This is a genomic window from Lujinxingia vulgaris, from assembly GCF_007997015.1.
GTDB classification, from domain to species: Bacteria; Myxococcota_A; Bradymonadia; order Bradymonadales; family Bradymonadaceae; genus Lujinxingia; species Lujinxingia vulgaris.
Genome location: NZ_VOSM01000011.1, coordinates 128,860 through 147,239 on the forward strand (window position 1 = coordinate 128,860; position 18,380 = coordinate 147,239).

17 protein-coding genes and 2 pseudogenes are annotated in these 18,380 nt (G+C 64.2%); 10 read left to right on the forward strand and 9 right to left on the reverse strand.

Going from position 1 to position 18,380, the window contains the following annotated elements; all coding sequences use genetic code 11:
* Positions 1–109: 109 nt before the first annotated feature.
* From atpC to FRC98_RS17910, 6 genes are all read left to right on the forward strand, one after another.
* Entirely contained in the window at positions 110–550 is a 441-nt protein-coding gene (gene atpC, locus FRC98_RS17885; protein ID WP_146982792.1) for an ATP synthase F1 subunit epsilon, read from the forward strand.
* A gap of 517 nt (positions 551–1,067) precedes the next feature.
* On the forward strand, positions 1,068–1,934 hold the full coding sequence (locus FRC98_RS17890; RefSeq protein ID WP_146982793.1) for a hypothetical protein: 867 nt from the start codon (positions 1,068–1,070) through the stop codon (positions 1,932–1,934).
* Between the two features lie 142 nt (positions 1,935–2,076).
* Positions 2,077–3,132 (forward strand): hypothetical protein, encoded by a 1,056-nt coding sequence (locus FRC98_RS17895; protein ID WP_146982794.1) that lies wholly within the window; start codon positions 2,077–2,079, stop codon positions 3,130–3,132.
* 86 nt (positions 3,133–3,218) lie between these two features.
* The gene (locus tag FRC98_RS17900; RefSeq protein WP_146982795.1) at positions 3,219–3,974 is read left to right on the forward strand and encodes a hypothetical protein; all 756 of its coding nucleotides are present in this window, start codon (positions 3,219–3,221) and stop codon (positions 3,972–3,974) included.
* A gap of 31 nt (positions 3,975–4,005) precedes the next feature.
* Positions 4,006–4,770: a hypothetical protein gene (locus FRC98_RS17905; RefSeq protein WP_146982796.1), complete on the forward strand. Its 765-nt coding sequence runs from the start codon at positions 4,006–4,008 to the stop codon at positions 4,768–4,770.
* Positions 4,771–5,023: 253 nt separating this feature from the next.
* On the forward strand, positions 5,024–5,773 hold the full coding sequence (locus FRC98_RS17910; RefSeq protein WP_146982797.1) for a hypothetical protein: 750 nt from the start codon (positions 5,024–5,026) through the stop codon (positions 5,771–5,773).
* 17 nt (positions 5,774–5,790) lie between these two features.
* On the opposite strand, the gene FRC98_RS17915 is transcribed toward FRC98_RS17910, so the two are convergent.
* Together FRC98_RS17915 and FRC98_RS17920 are read right to left on the reverse strand one after the other, a co-directional pair.
* On the reverse strand, positions 5,791–6,816 hold the full coding sequence (locus FRC98_RS17915) for a hypothetical protein (RefSeq protein WP_146982798.1): 1,026 nt from the start codon (positions 6,814–6,816) through the stop codon (positions 5,791–5,793).
* Between the two features lie 144 nt (positions 6,817–6,960).
* Positions 6,961–8,238 (reverse strand): endonuclease/exonuclease/phosphatase family protein, encoded by a 1,278-nt coding sequence (locus FRC98_RS17920; protein ID WP_146982799.1) that lies wholly within the window; start codon positions 8,236–8,238, stop codon positions 6,961–6,963.
* A gap of 391 nt (positions 8,239–8,629) precedes the next feature.
* Between FRC98_RS17920 and FRC98_RS17925 the strand changes: the two genes are divergently transcribed.
* From FRC98_RS17925 to FRC98_RS17935, 3 genes are all read left to right on the forward strand, one after another.
* Positions 8,630–9,838, forward strand: coding sequence for a hypothetical protein (locus FRC98_RS17925; RefSeq protein WP_146982800.1), 1,209 nt, complete (start codon positions 8,630–8,632; stop codon positions 9,836–9,838).
* Positions 9,839–9,990: 152 nt separating this feature from the next.
* Positions 9,991–10,944 (forward strand): hypothetical protein, encoded by a 954-nt coding sequence (locus FRC98_RS17930; RefSeq protein ID WP_146982801.1) that lies wholly within the window; start codon positions 9,991–9,993, stop codon positions 10,942–10,944.
* A 104-nt stretch (positions 10,945–11,048) separates the two neighbouring features.
* Positions 11,049–11,414: an MmcQ/YjbR family DNA-binding protein gene (locus FRC98_RS17935; protein WP_146982802.1), complete on the forward strand. Its 366-nt coding sequence runs from the start codon at positions 11,049–11,051 to the stop codon at positions 11,412–11,414.
* Positions 11,415–11,474: 60 nt separating this feature from the next.
* Here FRC98_RS17935 and FRC98_RS21725 read toward each other — a convergent pair whose 3' ends face one another.
* The 7 genes and pseudogenes from FRC98_RS21725 to FRC98_RS17960 all read right to left on the reverse strand — a co-directional run bounded on the left by FRC98_RS21725 (position 11,475) and on the right by FRC98_RS17960 (position 17,911).
* On the reverse strand, positions 11,475–12,503 hold the full coding sequence (locus tag FRC98_RS21725; RefSeq protein ID WP_230467750.1) for an efflux RND transporter permease subunit: 1,029 nt from the start codon (positions 12,501–12,503) through the stop codon (positions 11,475–11,477).
* 172 nt (positions 12,504–12,675) lie between these two features.
* Positions 12,676–13,245 (reverse strand): annotated as a pseudogene (locus FRC98_RS21730) (efflux RND transporter permease subunit); the annotation flags it as partial.
* The gene (locus tag FRC98_RS21735) at positions 13,242–13,745 is read right to left on the reverse strand and encodes an efflux RND transporter permease subunit (protein WP_230467751.1); all 504 of its coding nucleotides are present in this window, start codon (positions 13,743–13,745) and stop codon (positions 13,242–13,244) included. The gene FRC98_RS21735 and the pseudogene FRC98_RS21730, both read right to left, overlap by 4 nt.
* Positions 13,742–14,521 (reverse strand): annotated as a pseudogene (locus FRC98_RS17945) (efflux RND transporter periplasmic adaptor subunit); the annotation flags it as partial. The gene FRC98_RS21735 and the pseudogene FRC98_RS17945, both read right to left, overlap by 4 nt.
* Before the next feature lie 15 nt (positions 14,522–14,536).
* Positions 14,537–14,917 carry an RND family efflux transporter gene (locus FRC98_RS17950; RefSeq protein ID WP_146982804.1) on the reverse strand — a complete coding sequence of 127 codons (381 nt, stop codon included), beginning with the start codon at positions 14,915–14,917 and terminating at the stop codon, positions 14,537–14,539.
* An 87-nt stretch (positions 14,918–15,004) separates the two neighbouring features.
* Positions 15,005–16,294: a polysaccharide pyruvyl transferase family protein gene (locus tag FRC98_RS17955; RefSeq protein ID WP_146982805.1), complete on the reverse strand. Its 1,290-nt coding sequence runs from the start codon at positions 16,292–16,294 to the stop codon at positions 15,005–15,007.
* Positions 16,295–16,375: 81 nt separating this feature from the next.
* Positions 16,376–17,911, reverse strand: a complete 1,536-nt coding sequence (locus tag FRC98_RS17960) for a lipopolysaccharide biosynthesis protein (RefSeq protein WP_146982806.1) — start codon at positions 17,909–17,911, stop codon at positions 16,376–16,378.
* A gap of 359 nt (positions 17,912–18,270) precedes the next feature.
* On the opposite strand from FRC98_RS17960, the gene FRC98_RS22250 reads away from it, so the two are divergent.
* Positions 18,271–18,380: IS4/Tn5 family transposase DNA-binding protein (locus tag FRC98_RS22250; RefSeq protein ID WP_370469242.1), on the forward strand; the 110-nt coding region annotated here is incomplete at its 3' end.

Sequence of the window (18,380 nt, forward strand, 5' to 3'; positions counted from 1 at the left end):
CTTTTTTGCCGCGCTCCGAGTGGGGCGCGGCGTTGAGTTTGGCGCGTTAAGGGGCGCCCGCCACCGATGTGGAGGCGGCCCTTAACGCGCGGTTTGAAAGGACGAAGAGATGGCCGAGACGCTGCATTTGGAAGTTGTGACCCCCGAGAAGGCGGTCTTCAGCGAGCCTGTCGACGACGTGGTTCTGCCGGGTCTGCTGGGGCAGATGGACATTCTGCCGGGCCACCTGCCGATCCTCTCGGTGCTGGGTGTTGGCGAGATGATCGTGACCCAGGGAGGCAAGACGCGTCACTTCCTGGTGGAGCAGGGCTATGTCGAGGTGTTCAACGATCGCGTCACCGTGCTCACCGAAGGGTGCAGCGGTGTCAGCGACATCGACATCGAGCGCGCCCGCCGCGACCTGGAGCGCTACGAGACCGCGATGGTCGAGCTCGAAGAGCGCTCCAAAAATGAGATGGTGCCCGAGGATATCTTCGAGCAGCACCGCCTGGCGCTTAAGCGCGAGCGCATGAAGATTGCGTTCGCTAAGGAAGGCAAGATCGTAGAGTAAGCGCCTTTGCCGAGCGCATCAGGACGACGCTGGCTGCGTCGTCTGGGATTCGCAGTAGCGCTGCTACAGCTTCATCGCCGAGCGCATCAGGACGAAGCCAGCGTTGTCGCTGCGTCGTCGCGGTGGCGCTGCCACAGCTTCCTCCTTGCTCCTTGCTGGACTTCGCCCTGAGTGCGCTCGGGTTGGGAGTTTTGCGGGTGCCGAGCGCATCAGGACGAAGCCAGCGTCGTCGCGGTGGCGCTGCCACAGCTTCCTCCTTGCTCCTTGCTGGACTTCGCCCTGAGTGCGCTCGGGTTGGGCGGCTTTCGGGTTGAAAATGTGAAGTGAAGAGCCGGTTTCCCTGTTGAGGGGAGGCCGGCTTTTTTGTTTTTTCAAATAGTTTTGCGGGTGGGGAGAGGGTTTGGGGCGTAGGTGCTTTGATTTGGCGGGTATCGCTCGTTAGGGTGGGGGCATTCGAGGTCAATATGCGTGTGCCGGAGGGGCTGAGGTGAGGCTTCTGAGGTGCAAAGGAGCGAGTATGGGTATCGGGCAGTTTCTGGGAGAGGTCTGGAGGGTGGGGCTGGCGAGTGCGGCGAATCTGTTTCTGGTGAGTGTGATCTACTGCGGGGTGGTGGCGGGGCTGATGTATGTCGCCTGGGGAAGTGCGCCCTTGATGGCGTTGGCGCTCACGGTCAGTGGGTTGAGCGGGGTAGTGGTGTGGGGAGCGATGCATGAGCTTGCGTTTGAGGATGTGGGAAGGGGGGAGTCGAGCTCGATCTGGCGAGCGTTCGGGGGATGTTGGGAGCGTTATGATGTGGTGTTGTTGGCAAGTGTGTTGTGGGGTGGTGCGATGGCTGTCGCGGGGGCTTTCGTGCTGCCGGCGGCGCTGGTCGGGGGGCTGTTGCTGCCTTTTATGCCCGTGGTGATGGTGGAGAAGCGAAGTCCGCTGGGTGGGTTGATGCGCACGCTTGGGTTGGTGGAGGGGATGTGGCTGCGTATGGCGGTGTGCTGGCTGGCGATCTTCGGGCTGCTTGTGAGTGTGGGGGTCGTGGGAGGGGCGGTGAGTGCAGTGCTCGGGGCGACCGGGGGGACGCAGAGCGTGGGGTTCACGATTGTGTTGGGGATCGCGGTTGCGGTTGTTGTTTTTCCACTTCCGGTGGTGGGGGCGGTGGCGTCCTACCGTCTGCTTTTTCAACGCGAGATGCTCAAGGATAGCCCTGAGCAGCGCGATGAGCTTCGCGCTCGGGAGGAGGCGGAGAAGCAGGCGCTGGCGGTGAGTGGGGATGTTATCGACTGGTACGAGGATTTTCTCGACGGGGTGGTCGATGAAGATGAGGATGAGGTCGCGCGCGCGATGCGGCGTGTGCGACGAATGATGCTGCGCTCCGGGGCGGGTGCAGGTTGAGTTATGTGACGATGTGAGGGGGGAGCTTGAGGAAGTCGGGGCGGGTCGCTACTCTCAGCGCATCATGTCATGGAGTGATTTTTGAGCGGGCCAACGCGAGCGCGACGTCGCGGGGGTGGCTCCTTTGGTGCAGGGAGGACGTATGGAACTGGGGCGTTGGGTCAATGAGGTCAAAGAGGTCTGGAAGGTCAGCTTTGTGGACCTGGGGCTGGTGATTCTGGCCTGTGCGATCGGGTTTGCGGTGCCGGGGATGCTGGTGCAGCGGGTGGGGTCGCCGCTGGCGATCGCGGCGTTCTGGGCAGTGGCGCTGCCGGTGATGGCCTGGCTTACGGGGGCGGTGCATCTGCAGTGTTTTCGCAACGCGGAGACGGGCAAGTCGACCTCCTTCGGGGATGCCTCGCAGGAGGCGTTTGAGCGCTGGGATGATGTGGTGCTGGGGGTGGTCTTCTACGGGTTGATGCTCAGTGTGGCCGGTGCGCTGGTGTTACCGGGGGTGGTGGCCGGCGGTGTGCTGCTGCCCTACGTGGTCATCGTAATGGTCGAAAAGCAGGGCCCCATCGACGCGCTGCGGCGCAACATCGAGCTTGCCCAGGGCAGGTGGGTGGCGCTGGTGGTGTACTGGTTGATGTACTACGCGGCGCTCGTTGTCGGGCTGAGCGCGCTGGGGGTGGCGACGGTGGTGGCCACGACCCTGGGGCTTTTTGCCGGGCCGGCAGTCGGCGGAATGATGGCGCTGGTAGCGGTGGTGGCCGGAGTCGGGGCGTTTTTCCTGGCACCGCTGCCGGTGGTTGCGGCGGTGGCGACGTATCGGATGATCGCGGACAACACCGACGCGGTCGCCTCCGAGCCGGCCGGGGGAGCCGTGGCGTCGGCGGGGAGAGCGTCCGCGTCGACCGCACCCCAGGCGGTGCCCTCGCAGGCCGCTTTGGGGGCGGGAATGGAGAGGATGGCGGCGGCCGCGCCGGTTGCGGTTGAGGGGGCGGACGAGGATTTTGTGGAGAGCGCTCCCCGCTCATCCGGGGTCGTCGAAGATGGCATTGAGGTGGATCTTGAGGGCTTCGATGACGATGGCGTGTTTGAAGTTGAGCGCAGCGGACTTGCCGGCGACAGTGTGTTTGATGATGAGGATGAGGCGACGTCGGAGGCGGCCCCGGGGTTTAAGAAGGCGTCGCGGGCCGATGAGGGGCCTTACTGGTGATGGGTCGATAGGCGTTGGCGAGTGTGGCAAGGTGTGCGGGCAAAGGCCCAGAGTTGTTTCATGAAGTGTTGGCAGAGGAGTTTGAGATGAATCTCGGTGAATGGAAGCGTGACGTATTTTATGTGTGGCGAGAAAGTCGCAAGCCGGTGATGGTCCACTCCCTGATCATGTACGCGCTGGCGTTTCCTTTCGTCGCGCTCTGTATGTTTTCGCCGATGGCGGCGCTCGCTCTGTCGCCGGTGGCTATGGTGGTGTTTGTGTTGGCGTGGGCCCACCTCCATGTGCTCGGATATGAAGCGGTGCGCCAGAGCGGGACGCGGCTGGCCTTTGGAGCCGGGATTGAGGCGGTGAAGAAGAACTGGCTGTCGTTGATGCTGGGCTACGGCCTGTGGTGTGCGCTTTATATGGTGGGCAGCATCTTTGTGCTTCCGGCGCTGGTGATCGTGGCGGTGCTGATGCCCTACCTGCTCTTTATTGCCGTGGAGGGAAGAGGGCCGATCGACGCGTTGGAGACCAACGTGCGGCTAGCGGGCGATCGCCTGGCGGAGATCGTGGTGGCGTGGTTGGCGCTCGTTTTCGGGGTGATGGTGATTTTGATGCCGGTGGTCGGGGTGTTGATGGGAGCCATTGTGTGGTCCGCGAGCGGGGTTGAAGGTCCGACGGTTGCACTTATGGGTGTGGGGGCGGTGGTGTTGTTCGCGGTGACGGTGGTGGGGCAGTCGCTGCAGGTGGCCGGTGCGGTGACGGCCTACCGGGTGTTGCGGGGGCAGTCGGTCGATGCAGTGCAGACGGGCGGGCATAAGGTGGTGCAGACCTCGTCCGGGGCACCGGTAGAGTGGTGAGCCGAAACGATGTGTATATGGGCGAGAGGGCTTGATGAATCTCAGCGGGTGGTTTCGTGAATTTTTCCACGTGTGGCGTTTAAGCCAGCGCCAGGTGGTCTTGCATATGTTGCCGTTGTTTGCGGCGCTCGGGTTGTGGGCGGGCGTGTTTTCACTCTATCCCATAACGGCCATATACGCGGCCATCCCGTTGATGATGGGATTGGTGGTGGGGTGGGTTCACCTGCATCGAGTCGGCTATGAAGCGGTGCATGCCGAGGAGGGGGTGCATCTTCCGATGAAGTCGTGGTTCGTACGTGCGATGCGCGGCGTAGTGGTGCTCTTCGGGTTTAACTTGATTGGCCTTGTCTTTTTTTTCGTGCCGTCGATTGCGGCGCAGATACTACTGATGCCTTTTCTAATTTTCATCATGGTGGAGGGCGAGGAGCCGGTGGAGGCGCTGAAGACAAACGTACGCCTCGCAGGTAGTCGTTTGGGGGGTGTGGTTGTATTCTGGCTTGCGAGCGTGGTGGGAGCGTGGGTGCTTTTCATGTTGGGATGGCTTGCACCAGTGGCGGCGTATCTGACGTACCTTGATGTGAATGGCCCGGGTTATGAGTTATTAAACTCGACGTGGGTGATGTGGGCGGTGATAGCGTTTGGGTTTATCGTCGCGATGTCTATCAACTATTCCATCAAGGTGGCTGCGGCGATTACGACGTACCGCGTGCTACGGGGTCAGACGGTCGACACAAGTGAGTGTTCGGTGGCCGGCGCGGGAGCTGCATCGTCGGAGGTCGACTCGGTGGTATGGTGACGTAGCATCGGGGGTGATGGCGAGGAGAACTCACGTGCTATCGCGGGGGGCTATCGAGGACCCGCAGATGAACGATTTAGCCCTGCTCTTCTGGAAGGAACTCAGGGTGTCGTTTTGGCGTGAAGTGCTGCAGTAGAGGGCGCCCGAAGGGCGCGTACATGGGGGCGGCGCGGAGGTCGTATCGTTGTGGCGCGGCGCCATCGAGATGACCCGGGGAGGCAGGAGCCTCTTCGACAAAAATCCGGGGAAAGTTATGAACTTCAGCCTTTTGAAGCGAGAGTTTGTTGAGGTGTGGTCAGCGTCGTGGCGTGCGGTGATTGTGCCGATGATCCTGCTGGTGACGGTGTTGAGCGTGACGAACGGTCTTCTGGGGTTTCTGGCGCTGCTTATTGGGCCCCCTATGGCGTTGTGGGCGTTCGCTCAGGCTCATCAAAAGGGGTATGAGGCAGCGCATGCCGCCGAGGGGGTGAAGCTGCCGATGGCGCAGTGGTGGTGGCAGGTGGGCGTAGGGGGCATGATCTGGGGCGCGCTCTTTGTCGTGGGCGCGGTGTTTTTTGCGCTTCCAGGCTTGCTGGTGATGTCGCTTCTGATGCCCTACGTCTACTTCATGATGGTCGAGGGGTTGGGACCGGTGAAGGCCCTGGAGGCGAACCTGCGTCTGGTTTCCAAACACCCGGTCGAGGCGATCGTGATGTGGATGGCGATCTTTGCGCTGCAGATCGTGATGGTGTTGTTTTCCCAATTTGTGGGTGGGGTGGTCGCCATCGGCGCGGCTTTTCTGGGGAGTGAGCTTGTGCTCTTTGCCGTCGTGGTGGCGATCTTCATCGTCCACCTGGCGGTTGCCGTATTTGGCATGTCGCTGCAGGTGGCCGGGGCGATCACGATCTACCGTGTGGTGACGGGCAAGGTGGCGGGCATCTCTTCGTCTGGCGTGGTGCAGGAGCAGGGCGCTGTGAGCGCGGTGCCCGTGCCGGCGACGGCTGCTCCCCCCGGGGAGTGGTGAGGTGAAGCCGGGGGGCTTTAGCTGCGTGCGCAGTAGACGACGTTTCCGTAACAGTCGTCGATGATGCGGCAAGTGTCGTCGATGCAGCGCTCCGCGGGGATCTCGCTATAACCTTCGGGGCAGGCGGCCGGATTGCAGGCGTCGGGGGGGGCGCAGGCCAGTGTGACGCCGCAGATTTCCAGGGTCTCACAGCCGGGGATGAGGTCGTCGCATTGGCCGACGGGCAGGTAGGTCTCGGGGCAGGAGGGGGGCTCGTCGCAGGTGTCGGTGATGGGGGCGCAGGCGAGCTCCTGGTCGCAGACCTCGATGACCTGGCATTCGGGATGATCGGCGGTGCAGGCGTCGACGCGCTCAAAGTCGTCGGGGCAGGTCGGCTCTTCGGTGCACTCATCGGGGGTGATGGGGGCGCAGCTGATGTAGCCCTGGCAGGTGAGCACCTGTTCGCAGCCGGCGTCGGGATCGCAGGCGTCGGATTCGACCTGCTCAAATCCTTCATCACAGCTTGAGGGGAGGTTGTCACAGCGGCGGCAGCGGAAGGTCTCGTCGCAGTGGCGAAGCTCGGCGCAGGTCGGGTCGAAGTCGTCGCAGCTGGTGTCGTTGACCCATCCCTGGGGGCAGGCCGGGGGCTCTTCGCAGACGGCCAGGGGGTCGAGGCAGAGCGCGCTCTCTCCGCAGACGGTCACGCGGGTGCAGAAGCGGTCGGTGGGGCAGGTGGCGACCTCCTCGGAGCCTGTGGGGCAGCGGGGAGGTTCTTCGCAGGTGTCGGGGGCGGCGTCGGGCTCATCATTATCGCCGGCGTCTGGCGAGGTGAGGATGGGGACGCAGGCCAGCACGCTGCCATCGCAGGTCTCGATATGTTCGCACTCCGCCTGGCCCTGGCAGTCGGTGACCACGTAGTAGCCGCGCGGGCAGCTCGGCTCGCAGACGTCGAAGCCGTAGCTGGCGTCGTCGCCGGAGCAGGCGCCGAGCGTCAGCAGGGCCAGGAGCAAGGCGAAGGCCAGGCGCAATGGCGAGTGTGCGATGGGGAGGTGGGGGAGGTTCATGGGAGGCTCCGGGGGAGCGACGCGCACAGGCGCGGCGGGCAACTCCATCCCTAGCAAAAGCCCAGAAGGCCATCAACGGATCGGGGATCGGGGAGGCCTGCGGCCCTTTGAAGGGCCGCAGGTGCGAGGAGCGAAGGCCAGGCTTTAGTCGTCGCTCTGAGGGAAGGCGACGTCGACCCAGACCAGGTGGTGGTCGCTGACCTGAATCAGCTCGAAGTACGGCTCGGTGGAGGCGGGCCAGAAGACGCCCTGGCCGGTGACTTGGAGGGTGGCCGAGGGCAGGGCGTAGTCCAGGCGCAGGTTTCCGACGTTGGGGTTGAAGCGGGCGGTATCAAAGCGGTGGTCGGCCTGGTGCTCCAGGTTGGCGCCTTCGCGGGCGGTGCCGGAGGCGACCGCACCGGTGCTCTCGGGCTGCGGGTCGATGAGCGTGGCGTCGGCCACGAGCAGGTCGGCGGCGTCGAGGCCGTCGCCGTCGACCGGGTCGTCGTTGAGGTCGCCGACGATCACAAAGTGCGCGCCTTCTTCGAGGCCGCCGCTCTGGCCGGCGTCGTCGTAGATGTAGTCGGAGGCAGCCGGGCGGATGTAGTCGTGCCAGAAGCGGATCTCGTCGGCGTTGCGGCGTTTGTTGCGGCCCTCAGTCCCGTCGAAGGCCGGCGGGGTGGGGTGGCTGGCCAGCAGGTGGATCGTCTGTCCGTCGACCTCAATAGGAAGATCGACGTGGTTTTTGGAGGAGAGGCGAAGCACCTCGAGTGCGTCTGTGCTGTAGAAGTCTTCGGGGATGCGGTTGTCGGGCATGTCCTTCCACAAAAAGTTCTGGAAGGTGCGCATGCCTTCGAGGTCGATGGGGTATTTGGAGAGAACGGCGAAGGCGTACTGGCCGGGGAAGAGGCCAAAGCCGAAGGCGTCGTTTCCGTAGGCCTGGGTGCCGACGGTGTCTCCGACTTCGTTATCGCCGTTGAGGTCGAAGCCCGAGGCGATGCCGGTGTTGGAGGTGAACTGGTAGCGGTAGGGGTAGGAGATGGCTTCGCCGTCCTGGGCCTGGGCGACTTCCAGAAAGTTTGAGGCGAAGAGGTCGACGGCTTCTTGCTCGTCGTCGAAGTCAAACTCGTTGAGGAGGATGACGTCGGGGCGAACGAGCTGGATGACGTTGGCGATCTTTTGGGGGTGCTCGTCATCGGGGTTGGCGAGGGTTTCTACGAGGTCGCCGGCTTCGCTGCCGAAGAGGGAGGTGTTGAAGGTGGCCACCCGCAGGCTTGTGGGCTGAGGGGTGGCGTCGGCGTCGGGCTCGGGGGTGGCGTCGGCGTCGTCCTGGTAGGTGGGCGCGTCGGTGGCGTTGCCGGCATCTTCCGGGGTGGTGGAGGGGGAGGAGCAGGCGGTGAGGGCGGGGATGGCGAGCGCCATCAGGAGGTGGCGAGGGGACATGGGGGGCTCCGTGGGAGGGGGGAGTTCGCTGGCGAAGCTCGTAGCATAAGGTGGGGCGAAAGTCAGGCCGGGGAGCTGCGGAAGTTGTGCGGTTTGCGTGGCACGCTGCCTGAAGATAACGTCATGTTGCTACGCCGTAAGCTATTGTTGATGTCGCGTCTGCTGCATTGAAAGCACCTCGGGCTGCGTTGCAAAGCCTCGACGATGCTAGAGCATCGTTTGTGTTTCGTGTTTTGCCTGAGGTGTTCTTAATTTCGCATCCATCGACATCAACTTCTGCTCACGGCGTCGTACGAATCTTCATCAACATCTACGTGAGGCTGTTTGGCGAAGGCCTGGCGTGTGGCAGTGAGAGTGAGTGATGGGTTGTGAGCGGGTTAAGGAGAGGTCGATGCGAGGTCGGCTGGTGGTGATGTGGGCGGTGGCGATGCTGCTGCTGGCCGGATGTCTCGACGATCCCAACGCGGTGGTCTTTGGCCCGGGAGATCTGGATGCGGGGGCCGATTCGGGGGCCGGTGACGTGGATGATGGCGACAGCGGTGTGATCGATGCGGAGGAGCCCGATACCTGTGTGCCTGGCGAGGAGGGCTGCGGGGAGGCGCATTGTGGCAACGGGCAGCAGGACGGCGACGAGACGGACGTGGATTGCGGGGGGAGCTGCCCGGGGTGTGAGGCTGGCGAGTTCTGCGCGAGCGTGGATGATTGCGCCACCGATGAGGTGCTTGAGCTGCGTGAGTGTGAGCGGGCCGACGTAGAGGTGTGTGCGCCGCGCGGGGTAGGGGTCTACCAGGTCGGGGCGCTGGCCTGTGAGAGCGAAGACGGAGAGGCGGCCCGCTGCGTGGCGGTATTTTCGGGCAATGAGGTGCGGCGCGTGGCCGATGACGCGGCGTGTGAGATCGACACCGATGAGGTTGTCTGCGGAGATGAGCGGGTGGAACTCGGAGCGTGTTTGCCCGGTGAGGGGCAGGCTTGCAGCGCGCAGGGCGTGCGCATGGTGACGACGTATCAGGGGCAGTGTGCCGGGGGGAGTTGCCAGGAGGTTGTGCGCGCGAGCCGGGAGGAGAGTTGCACGCTGGCGTCGCCACTGGAGCCGGGGGATGTGTGTGGGTTTGGGGCGTGGTCCGAGTGGAGCGATTGTGAGCCAGAGGCGGGGCGAGATAGCTGTGCGGCCGGTGGGGTGCAGATGCGTAGCCGGACGATCGGGCGTTGTACGACGAACCTGAATTGCTCGATCAACTCGACGGAGGTGGAGACGGAGACGCGGGGGTGTCAGTTGACGCCGGATCCGCAGCTTTGCAGTAGCACCGGTACCGATAACTCGAGTTTTGTGTGCTATCAGGGGCAGTGCTGCATGCCGGATTGCAGTGAGGCGCGGCTCTCGTGCCGCGCGCAGGTTGAGGATGGCTGTGGAGGGCTGTGTCCTCGCCGGACGTGCGGCGGCGTCACTCAGGGGTGCGCGATGGACGGACAATGTCGCACCTTTTGTGGTGTGGCTACCGGAAGTCGCGCCTGCGAGAGTGACGCGCAGTGCGGGCGGATCTGTGCGTGTCCGCTGGGTGCCGCGCCTCAATGTGAGACGCTGGGGTGCACCTGTATATAAGGGTATAGTTTGTTGAGAGGGCAACTCATTGAGGGGTAGGTGGCGGCGTGTTAGGGTGCCGCCCATACGCGCAGCCCGCGTTCGATCATGACAGGCTCCTGCTCTCGCGGGCAGGGCCGCAGTGCACGCAAAAGTTCGAGTTAAGGAGAGTTATGCGAGGGATGAAGTGGCTGGTGGTGGGGATGCTGGCGCTGGGGTCGGTGGCCTGCAAGAAGACCGAGATTGCGACCGATGAAGCGGCTGAAGAGAGCAGTGAGGCTGCGGGTGAGGAGGCCGCTGGCGACGAGGCTGCCGGTGAGGAGGCCGCGCCCATGGCCGAGGCCGCTGGCGATACGGCCGTGCCCCAGCCCGAGCGGCCCGAGAACCTCAAGGCGGCCGGTGAGCGCCTCGACGGTGGCCACGATCCGGCGGTGCCGGTGAGCGTGGAGGAGTTTCGCCCCAAACTCGTCGAGTCTTTGTGTCTGGCGTATGACTCCTGCGGCAATATGGAGTTGAAGAGCGCGGTGGCGGGCACCTTCTTTATGGCGGGGATGAGCATGGCCTCGCAGAGCCCGGAGGCGCTGGAGAAGTTCCGCGCGCTTATGGGGCGCATCGAAGAGGCGAACCTGCCGATGCCGCGTCGGGAAGATTGCGTGGAGCTCTTTGAGATCGTGACCGAAGAGACCGGCGTCGACGGGGAGTCGCTGGCGGCGTCGGTGGAGGCCGGGCGCGTGGCGTATGATGCCGAGCAGGCTGGAAAGTGCATGGGGCAGCTGGGCACCCAGTCGGAGGTCTGCGGGGAGTATCGGCCGATGGGCGAGGAGCCCGATATGCAGCGTTTGCAGGCGATGATGATGCAGGCCGGCCCGGTGATGGAGGCGCATTACAAGCCCTGCCAGACGATGTTTGAGGGCAAGGTGGCCACCGGCGACTCCTGTTCTTTCGATTATGAGTGCGCCGACCAGCGCACCACCTGCATGGGGGAAGAAGGCAAGAAGACCTGTCAGGAGGTGGCGATGATGCCTCCGGGTGGGATGCCTGGTGGTGGCATGCCGGGTGGTCCTGCTCCGGGCGGGCCGGCTCCGGGTGGTCCTGCTCCGGGCGGCAGCGCTCCGAGTGCGCCCTGAGCTGATGCTCGAGAAGATATCGGGTTAAGACGAAAGGCGTCTGCCGCGGCTAAGAGTTGGCCGGGGGAGGCGCCTTTTTTGTTGGATATGAGGAGGTATTGAAGATGGATATCTGGCAGGTGCATGACTATGCGGCGGCTTTGCCGGAGGTCAGCGAGAATTTTCCTTTTGATGAACACACACTGGTGATGCGGGTGATGGGAAAGATCTTTTTGCTGATGAACGTGCAGAAGGAGCCGGCCAGCGTGAACCTCAAGTGTGAGCCGGAGCGGGCCGTGGAGCTGCGGGCGCGTTATGAGGCGGTGCTGCCGGGCTACCATATGAACAAGCGTCACTGGAACACGGTGATGCTGGGACAGGATGTGCGCCCGGAGCTGTTGCGGGAGCTCATCGAACACTCGTATGAGCGTGTGGTGGCGGGGTTGAAGAAGGCGGAGCGGGAGAGGATTCGGGCGATGCGGGAGGGGTAGGGCGAAAGCGGGTAACTCCCGCCAGCGTTTGCGCTGGCGGGAGCGGTCCATGGCGAGCGCTCAGGCCTCAAAACCCTCGGGCACGTCGACCTCAACTCTGGCCGCGGCGCGCTGGGCGGCGCTCATCTTGCGGGAAGCGATGAAGGTGTAGAGGGCGGGCACCACAAAGAGGGTGAAGAAGCTGCCGACGAGCATGCCGCCGATAAAGGCTATGCCCATCGGGACGCGGCTCTCGGCGCCGGCGCCCAGCGCGAGCGCCAGTGGCAGGATGCCTAAGATGGTGGAGATGGAGGTCATCAGCACCGGGCGAAAGCGTCGGGCGGAGGCCTCGTGGGCGGCCTCACGCACCGAAGCGCCTTCAGCGCGCAGCTGATTGGCGAACTCCACGATGAGGATGCCGTTTTTGGTCACCAGCCCGATGAGCATGATCATGCCGATCTGGCTAAAGACGTTGAGGCTCTGGCCAAAGAACCAGAGCGCGGCCAGGGCACCGGTGATGGCCAGGGGCACGGAGAGCAGGATGGTCAGCGCGTCGCGGAAGCTCTCGAACTGGGTGGAGAGCACCAGGTAGACGAGCACAATCGCCAGCAAAAATGCCAGCAAGAGGGCGTTGGAGCTCTCGTCGTAGTCGCGAGTCTGCCCCTTGAGGGCGGTGGCGAAGGAGTCGTCAAGGAGCTGTTCGGCGACTTCCTTCATGGCGGCGACGCCGTCGCCCACGGTGTAGCCCTGTGCGGGGCGCGCGGAGAAGGTGGCGGTGTTGTAGCGGTTGTAGCGAAAACGAAGCGGAGGCCCGGCGCTCTCGGAGGTTTTTATGATGTCGGCCAGGGAGACCATCGCGCCAGCGTCGTTCTCGACGTAGAGGTTTCGGAAGTCATGGGGATCGTCGCGGCTCTCGCGGGGGATTTGGGCTAAGGTGTCGTATTGTTTGGAGTTTTTGAGGAAATATTCGACGCGGAGCTCGGAGAGGGCGAGCTGGAGGGTCTGGTTGGCGCGCTGGATGGGGATGCCCAGGGCGGCGGCGCGTTCGCGGTCGATCTCGACGAGCAGCTCCGGGGGAGTTGAACTGCAGGTCGACGTCGACGAAGGCAAACTCGGGGCGCTGGCGAGCTTCGCTTAAGAAGCGGGGGAGGTTCTGGCGGAGGCGCTCGTTGTCGAGGTTTTGCACGGCGAACTGCACGGGCAGGCCACCGAAGTCGCTGGAGATGGTGGCCACCGGGATCACGAGCACGGGGATGAGTGTTGTGCGCCAGTCTCCCAGAAAGAGGAAGATCACGGCGGTGACGATGAGCAGCGCGAGCAAGAGGCTCTGCACCACCTCGTCGATGGAGGCGCGGATGTAGTCGGTGCCGTCGAAGACGACCTCGGCGCGCACGTCTTCGGGGAGGTTTGCGCGGATGGAGTCCAGGCGGGCGTAGACCTCGTCGACGATGGCGATGTGGTTGGCGCCGGCCTGGGGGGTGACGACGGTCATCATGGAGGGCTGGCCGTGGCTGCGCATCATCTCGCGGCGCTCGATGGCGCCGTAGTTGACGGAGCCGATGTCCTCAAATTTGACGGCGTGGTCGCCGCGGCGGGCGACGACGAGCTGCGAAAAGTCTTCGGGGGTGGCCAGGCGGCTGGGGGCTTTGATGGTGAGCTCGACGGTGTCGCCGTCGATGCGGCCCGAGGGGATCTCCAGGTTTTGCTCGGCGATGGCGTTGCTGACGTCGTGGACGGTCACGCCGTGGGAGGCCATCAGCTCGGGGCTCATCCACAGGCGCATGGCGTAGGTTTTGGAGCTCCAGAGCGAGACCGAGGAGACGCCGGGGACGGTCTCCAGGCGCTCTTTCATGCGGGTTTCGGCGAGCTCGGTGAGTTCGAGGACGTCGCGACTCTCGGCGGTGACGCGGATCCAGCGGTGACGCGGATCCAGATGATGGGGCGGCCCTCGGCGTCGGCTTTTTCGACGGTGGGCGGGTCGGCGTCGGGCGGGAGGTCGCCGCGGGCGCGGGAGACGCGGTCGCGCACGTCGTTGGCGGCGCGGTCAAGGTCTGTGCCCAGGGCGAACTGGACGCGGATGCTGGAGCGGTTGCGGCGGCTGACTGACTCCAGAGTGTCGATGCCCTGAATCGAGTTGATCTCGGCTTCGAGGACTTCGGTGATCTGGTTTTCGATGACGTCGGCGTCGGCACCGGAGAAGGTGGTGATGACCGAGACCACCGGGGGGGCGACGGCGGGAAACTCGCGGATGCCCAGGTTGAAGTAGGCGATGCTACCGAAGAGCACGACGAGGATGGCGAAGACGGTGGCCAGCGCGGGGCGCCGGACGCTGATGGAGGCCAGATCGTTCATGGGGCCTCCTTGAGCGTTTCTTCGAGCACTTCTTCGGAGAACCACTGGTTGCGCATGCCCGGGGTGGTGGCTTCGGGGACGATGTCGTTGACGTCGAGGGCGTCGTCGGAGTCATCGACGCGAACCTTGTCGCCCTCTTCGAGGGCCTGACGTCCGGTGACGACGACGCGCTCCCCTTCGCTTAAGCCTTCGAGGACTTCGACCCTGGCGTCGGTGCGGGCGCCTTTTTCGATGGTGCGCGCTTTGACGGTGTTGTCGTCTTGGAGCACCCAGACCGAGGAGCCCTCCAGCGATTCGGTGATGGCGGTTGTGGGGATGGTCAGGGCGCCGGGGCGCTCTTCGAGGATAAGGCGCACCTGCACAAGCGCGCCGGGGCGCAGGGAGGCGTCGGGCTGCAACCTTGCCTGGGCGGCCAGGGTGCGATTGAGGGTGTTGAGGCCGGATTCCAGGGCGGTGATGCGGGCGTCGATGAGGTTTTGGGAGTCGAAGGCGCGAAGTTGCAGGGGTTGGTCGAGGCGGATGCGGGAGGCGAAACGCTCGGGGACTTCAAAACGCACGTCGAGCTCGTCGAGGTTACGCAGGGTGGCGATGTGGGTGTCGGGGGTGACGATGGCGCCGGGGCTTACCTCGACAAGGCCGATGACGCCATCGAAAGGGGCGCGCACCACGCGTTCTGCGATCATGGCGTCGAGGCGGCTGATCTCGGCTTTTGCGATCTCCCATTCGCCGAGCGCCAGGTCGTACTCCTGGCGGCTTACGGCTTGTTGCTCAAGGGCGGCCTGGAGGCGGTCTTATTCGGCTTCGAGGAGGGCTGCCTGACGCTCGGCGACCAGGCGCTCGGCGCGCAGGGCGTCGTCGCGAAGGCGCAGGAGTACCTGGCCACGCTCCACGCGCTGGCCGTCTTCGATGGGCAGGCTCACCACGCGGCCGCTGACCTCGGGCTGGATGATGATTTCATCGGCGGCCTGCACCGAGCCCATCAGGGTGAGGGTGTCGTAGAGGTTGGTGGCGCGGACCGGCTCGACGGTGACGCGGGGGGCGGAGGGGGCCTCGTCGCCGGAGCCGCCGGCGTCGGGTTGTGGCGAGGCGTTGATGCGGGAGAAGGCCAGGCCGGCGATCAGGGCGATGGTGCCCAGAATGACGAGGGTACGAAAGAGGACTCGCTTGTTCACTGCTCTACTCAGCTTCGAGGTCACCTAAGGAGGGGTGGGGCGGGCTGCGCCGCAGGGGAAGCTGACTACGAGGTGAGGGAAGGCAAGTCAGGAGGCGACGAGCTTTTTGACTTTGCGGGCGCCCTCCAGGGCGATCTCGCGTTGCTCGGCGACGCCTTTTGCCAGGAGGGCTTTGACGCCCGGGAGGTCAGCGAGCAGAGCGTCGATCTTCTGGACGAAGGCGTCGGCGTCGATGGTGTTGATGTCTTCGACCCACTGGCCCGCGCCCATGCGCTCAAAGAGTTCAGTGGTTTTGAACTCGTAGGAGACGGGCAGGACGGCGGTGCCTGCGATCAGCGCGAGGATCGCCATATGCATGCGGGTGGCGATGACGGCGTCGAAAGCCGCGAGTGTTTTGACGAGGTCTTGAGGGGGGTGGAAGGCGTCATCGACGTTGACGTGCTTGCGTACGGCGTCGGGGAGGGTGTCGACGATGGCGTGGGCGGTCTTGCTGTCGTGGGTCCAGTATTCGGGGATGCCCTGGCAGGTGGAGATAAAGGTGACGTCTGCCTGGTGGTGTTCGACCAGATGGGTGACGCCGGCGGCGATGGCGTCACAGTAGCGCTTCATGCCCTCGTCGGTGGAGAGGTTTTCAAAGTGGCTCCAGTGGCGCACGGAGACCGCAACCTTAGGCCGGCGCGTGTTGTCGGTGGTGTCTGAGATCGTGTCGGCGCCTTCGCGGGCAGGCGTTGCCGGTTTTGGGCCGACGTCGAGGGCGAAGACGGCGTCGGCGCAGACATGCAGGTTGTCTGGCGAGACGCCGATCTCGAGGAGATGATGTTTTGAGCGGGCATCACGCAGGAGGACGAGGCTTGCCTGGTTGAAAATATCGCGGACGCGCTGCTGGTTTTGGGGCTCGCGGAAGGGGCCCAGCGACTGGGTGTAGAAGACGAGCGGGCGGCCCAGCGCCAGTGCGATCCGGTAGTCGAAGAGGCGAGGCTCGATGTCGTAGTTTTCGACGAGGTAGGTGCCGCCGGTGCTGATGATGAGGTCGGCCTCGGCGTAGGTTTGCAGGGCTTCGACTTCGGCGCGGCTTAAGAGGAGCTTTGCAGCGCTCTTTTGTCCCCTGCCCCAGAGCTTTGCAGCGGTCTCGAAGCGTCGCATCTGCAAGGGGCGGACGATGGGGCCGAGTCCGCTCGGAGAGCGAGCGACCTTCAGGTAGAGGAGTTTTTGAAAGTCGAAGTCGGGGTAGTAGCGCCGGGCAGTCTCGGGCTGGCTGTCAAAGACGGTGAAGCGGGTGTCTTTGCCGAGCTCGTCGGAAAGCGCGTCGACGATGGCCTGCAAGATGGCGGCGTCGCCGCCGTTGAGGGCGACGGTGTTGGAGATGATGACTTTCAACGAGGAACCTCAACGGGAATCGGATCACGGCAGGCGCAGCGGCCTGTGGGCACAGCGGATCGGCGCGGCTGACCTACCACATCAGGCGGAGGGCTCTCCAGTGGATTCGCTGATGTCGCGGCCGGCGCGCAGGTAGCCGACGAGGGCGATGAGGTCACGCAGGGCGCGGCGTCCCGCGGGCAGCACGCCCAGAACAAGAAGCGCGCCGAGGAGGCAGGTGGGGATGGCCAGGGCGACGTTGGCCACGGAGGATTCGATGGGCAGGTAGATGCGCTGGGCCAGCAGAGCGGTGGCGCCGCCGAGCGCCGCGCTGAAGGGGATGAAGGCGGTGCGGTAGAAGTCGCCCATTTTGATGGGGCCCTGGCGCGTGACAAACCACAGAAGAAGCGGGGTGCGCAGGATGATGCCGAGCGCAGTGTAGGCAATCGCCACGCCGAGTGCGCCCCAGTAAATCCCCAGGGCAAAGGAGATGGCGACAAGACCCGAGCTTAAGAGCCCCCAGTGGAAGAGCTCGCGGGTGCGGTCCTGGGAGACGAAGAGCCAGCCGGTGGTGTTGCCGATGGTCTGGGTGAAGATCGAGAGGCCCAGCGCGGCAAAGATGGGGATGGCCGGGCCCCAGGCGTCGCCGAGCACGCTGAGGATGAGCCAGTCGGCGCCGGCCACCAGGATGGCGCCCAGGGGCATGGTGACGAGCAGGAGTTTTTCGAGCACGCGCAGGTACATCTGACGGTAGCGCGCCGGATCGTTTGCGACGCGGCTGAGCGCGGGGATGGCGATTTGGCCTACCGGGTGGTTGATCTGGCGCAGGGGGATCATCAGGATCTTGTAGGCCATCTGATAAAAGCCCAGCTGCTGAGCGCCGTGAAATCGCCCGATAAGGAAGTCGTCAAAATTGCGGGCGAAGTAGTTGACGAAGTTAAAGCCGGTCATGTCCGCGCCGAAGGCGAGCATGGAGCGCAGACCCTCGGCTTTTTCGGGGCGCGCGGGGCGCCAGCCGCAGGCGATCCAGACGCCCAGGCAGCTGGCGACGGCCAGGGCCACGGAGTTGACGACCAGCGCCCAGTAGCCGCCGCCGGCCAGGGCGACGGCCACGGCCAGGCCTACGCTGATGGCCATCGCGCTGACCTCGACGGCGGCCAGTCGGCCAAAGCGCATCTGGCGGCGTAAGAGCGCTTCGTGCTGGACGGTAAGCCCGCCGAAGAAAAACGCTCCGGCCAGGCCCAGCGCAATCGGCACGAGCCTCGGCTCATCGAAGACCCAGGCCAGCACCCAGGAGGAACCGGCGGTCACCAGCGTAATCAGCGCGCCCAGGAGGAGGTTGATCCAGAAGAGCGCGCTGACCTGAGCATGGGTGATTTTTTCGCGCTGGATCGTGGCCATCGCAAGGCCCAGGTCTTTGAACATCGTCAGAAAGCCGGTGACGATGATGACCATGCCAAAAAGACCAAAATCCTCCGGGGCGATGAGCCTTGCGAGGATGAAGGTCGAGCCCATCTCCAGGAGTGATTTGAGGATCTGGGCGATGGCGGTCAGGGTGCCGCCGCGCACCGACTGGCCTTCGAGGTCGTCTTCGAGGTGCTCGGTGCTGATGTAGGTTTCGGGGTTGTGGCGAGGCATGGTGTGGGGTGGGGAGGGGGGATTATTGCCAGCCTCGCTCTTAGCAGGGGTCTCGGGACGACGCCAGTTGCCGAGCGGCGTGTGGTTGTGTGGTTATGTGGTTGTGTGGTTGTGGGGCGCGGGGGTTCGCGAGGTGGGTAGATTCGTATAGACGTAGGCGGGTTCGCTTTGGGGGAGGGGGGGGAGTGCTCATTATCCCCCACATCTCCTAAACCCCGCATAAACACTCACGCTCACAGCCTTCATAGTCCTCCTCCCAGCCCCACCTTGCGCAATCGTCCTCGATTTGATCGACTAGCCACCGACAACAGCGATGAAACTCGAAGACAAGGACGAGCGCGATGGAACCGACCACGATGATGGCAGATCTGACGTTGAGCGATGAACTCCAAGACGTGGATCTGGGCGATAAACGGCGCAACGAGCGCTATGTCAGAATCGCCGGACGACTGGCCGCGCAACCCGATAA

What these genes read in the sequence shown, in the direction of transcription:
- atpC (WP_146982792.1), top strand. Translation starts at nt 110, where the DNA reads ATGGCCGAGACGCTGCATTTGGAAGTTGTGACCCCCGAGAAGGCGGTC.
- FRC98_RS17890 (WP_146982793.1), top strand. Translation starts at nt 1,068, where the DNA reads ATGGGTATCGGGCAGTTTCTGGGAGAGGTCTGGAGGGTGGGGCTGGCG.
- FRC98_RS17895 (WP_146982794.1), top strand. Translation starts at nt 2,077, where the DNA reads ATGGAACTGGGGCGTTGGGTCAATGAGGTCAAAGAGGTCTGGAAGGTC.
- FRC98_RS17900 (WP_146982795.1), top strand. Translation starts at nt 3,219, where the DNA reads ATGAATCTCGGTGAATGGAAGCGTGACGTATTTTATGTGTGGCGAGAA.
- FRC98_RS17910 (WP_146982797.1), top strand. Translation starts at nt 5,024, where the DNA reads ATGAACTTCAGCCTTTTGAAGCGAGAGTTTGTTGAGGTGTGGTCAGCG.
- FRC98_RS17915 (WP_146982798.1), bottom strand. Translation starts at nt 6,816, where the DNA reads ATGAACCTCCCCCACCTCCCCATCGCACACTCGCCATTGCGCCTGGCC.
- FRC98_RS17920 (WP_146982799.1), bottom strand. Translation starts at nt 8,238, where the DNA reads ATGTCCCCTCGCCACCTCCTGATGGCGCTCGCCATCCCCGCCCTCACC.
- FRC98_RS17925 (WP_146982800.1), top strand. Translation starts at nt 8,630, where the DNA reads ATGCGAGGTCGGCTGGTGGTGATGTGGGCGGTGGCGATGCTGCTGCTG.
- FRC98_RS17930 (WP_146982801.1), top strand. Translation starts at nt 9,991, where the DNA reads ATGCGAGGGATGAAGTGGCTGGTGGTGGGGATGCTGGCGCTGGGGTCG.
- FRC98_RS17935 (WP_146982802.1), top strand. Translation starts at nt 11,049, where the DNA reads ATGGATATCTGGCAGGTGCATGACTATGCGGCGGCTTTGCCGGAGGTC.
- FRC98_RS21735 (WP_230467751.1), bottom strand. Translation starts at nt 13,745, where the DNA reads ATGAACGATCTGGCCTCCATCAGCGTCCGGCGCCCCGCGCTGGCCACC.
- FRC98_RS17960 (WP_146982806.1), bottom strand. Translation starts at nt 17,911, where the DNA reads ATGCCTCGCCACAACCCCGAAACCTACATCAGCACCGAGCACCTCGAA.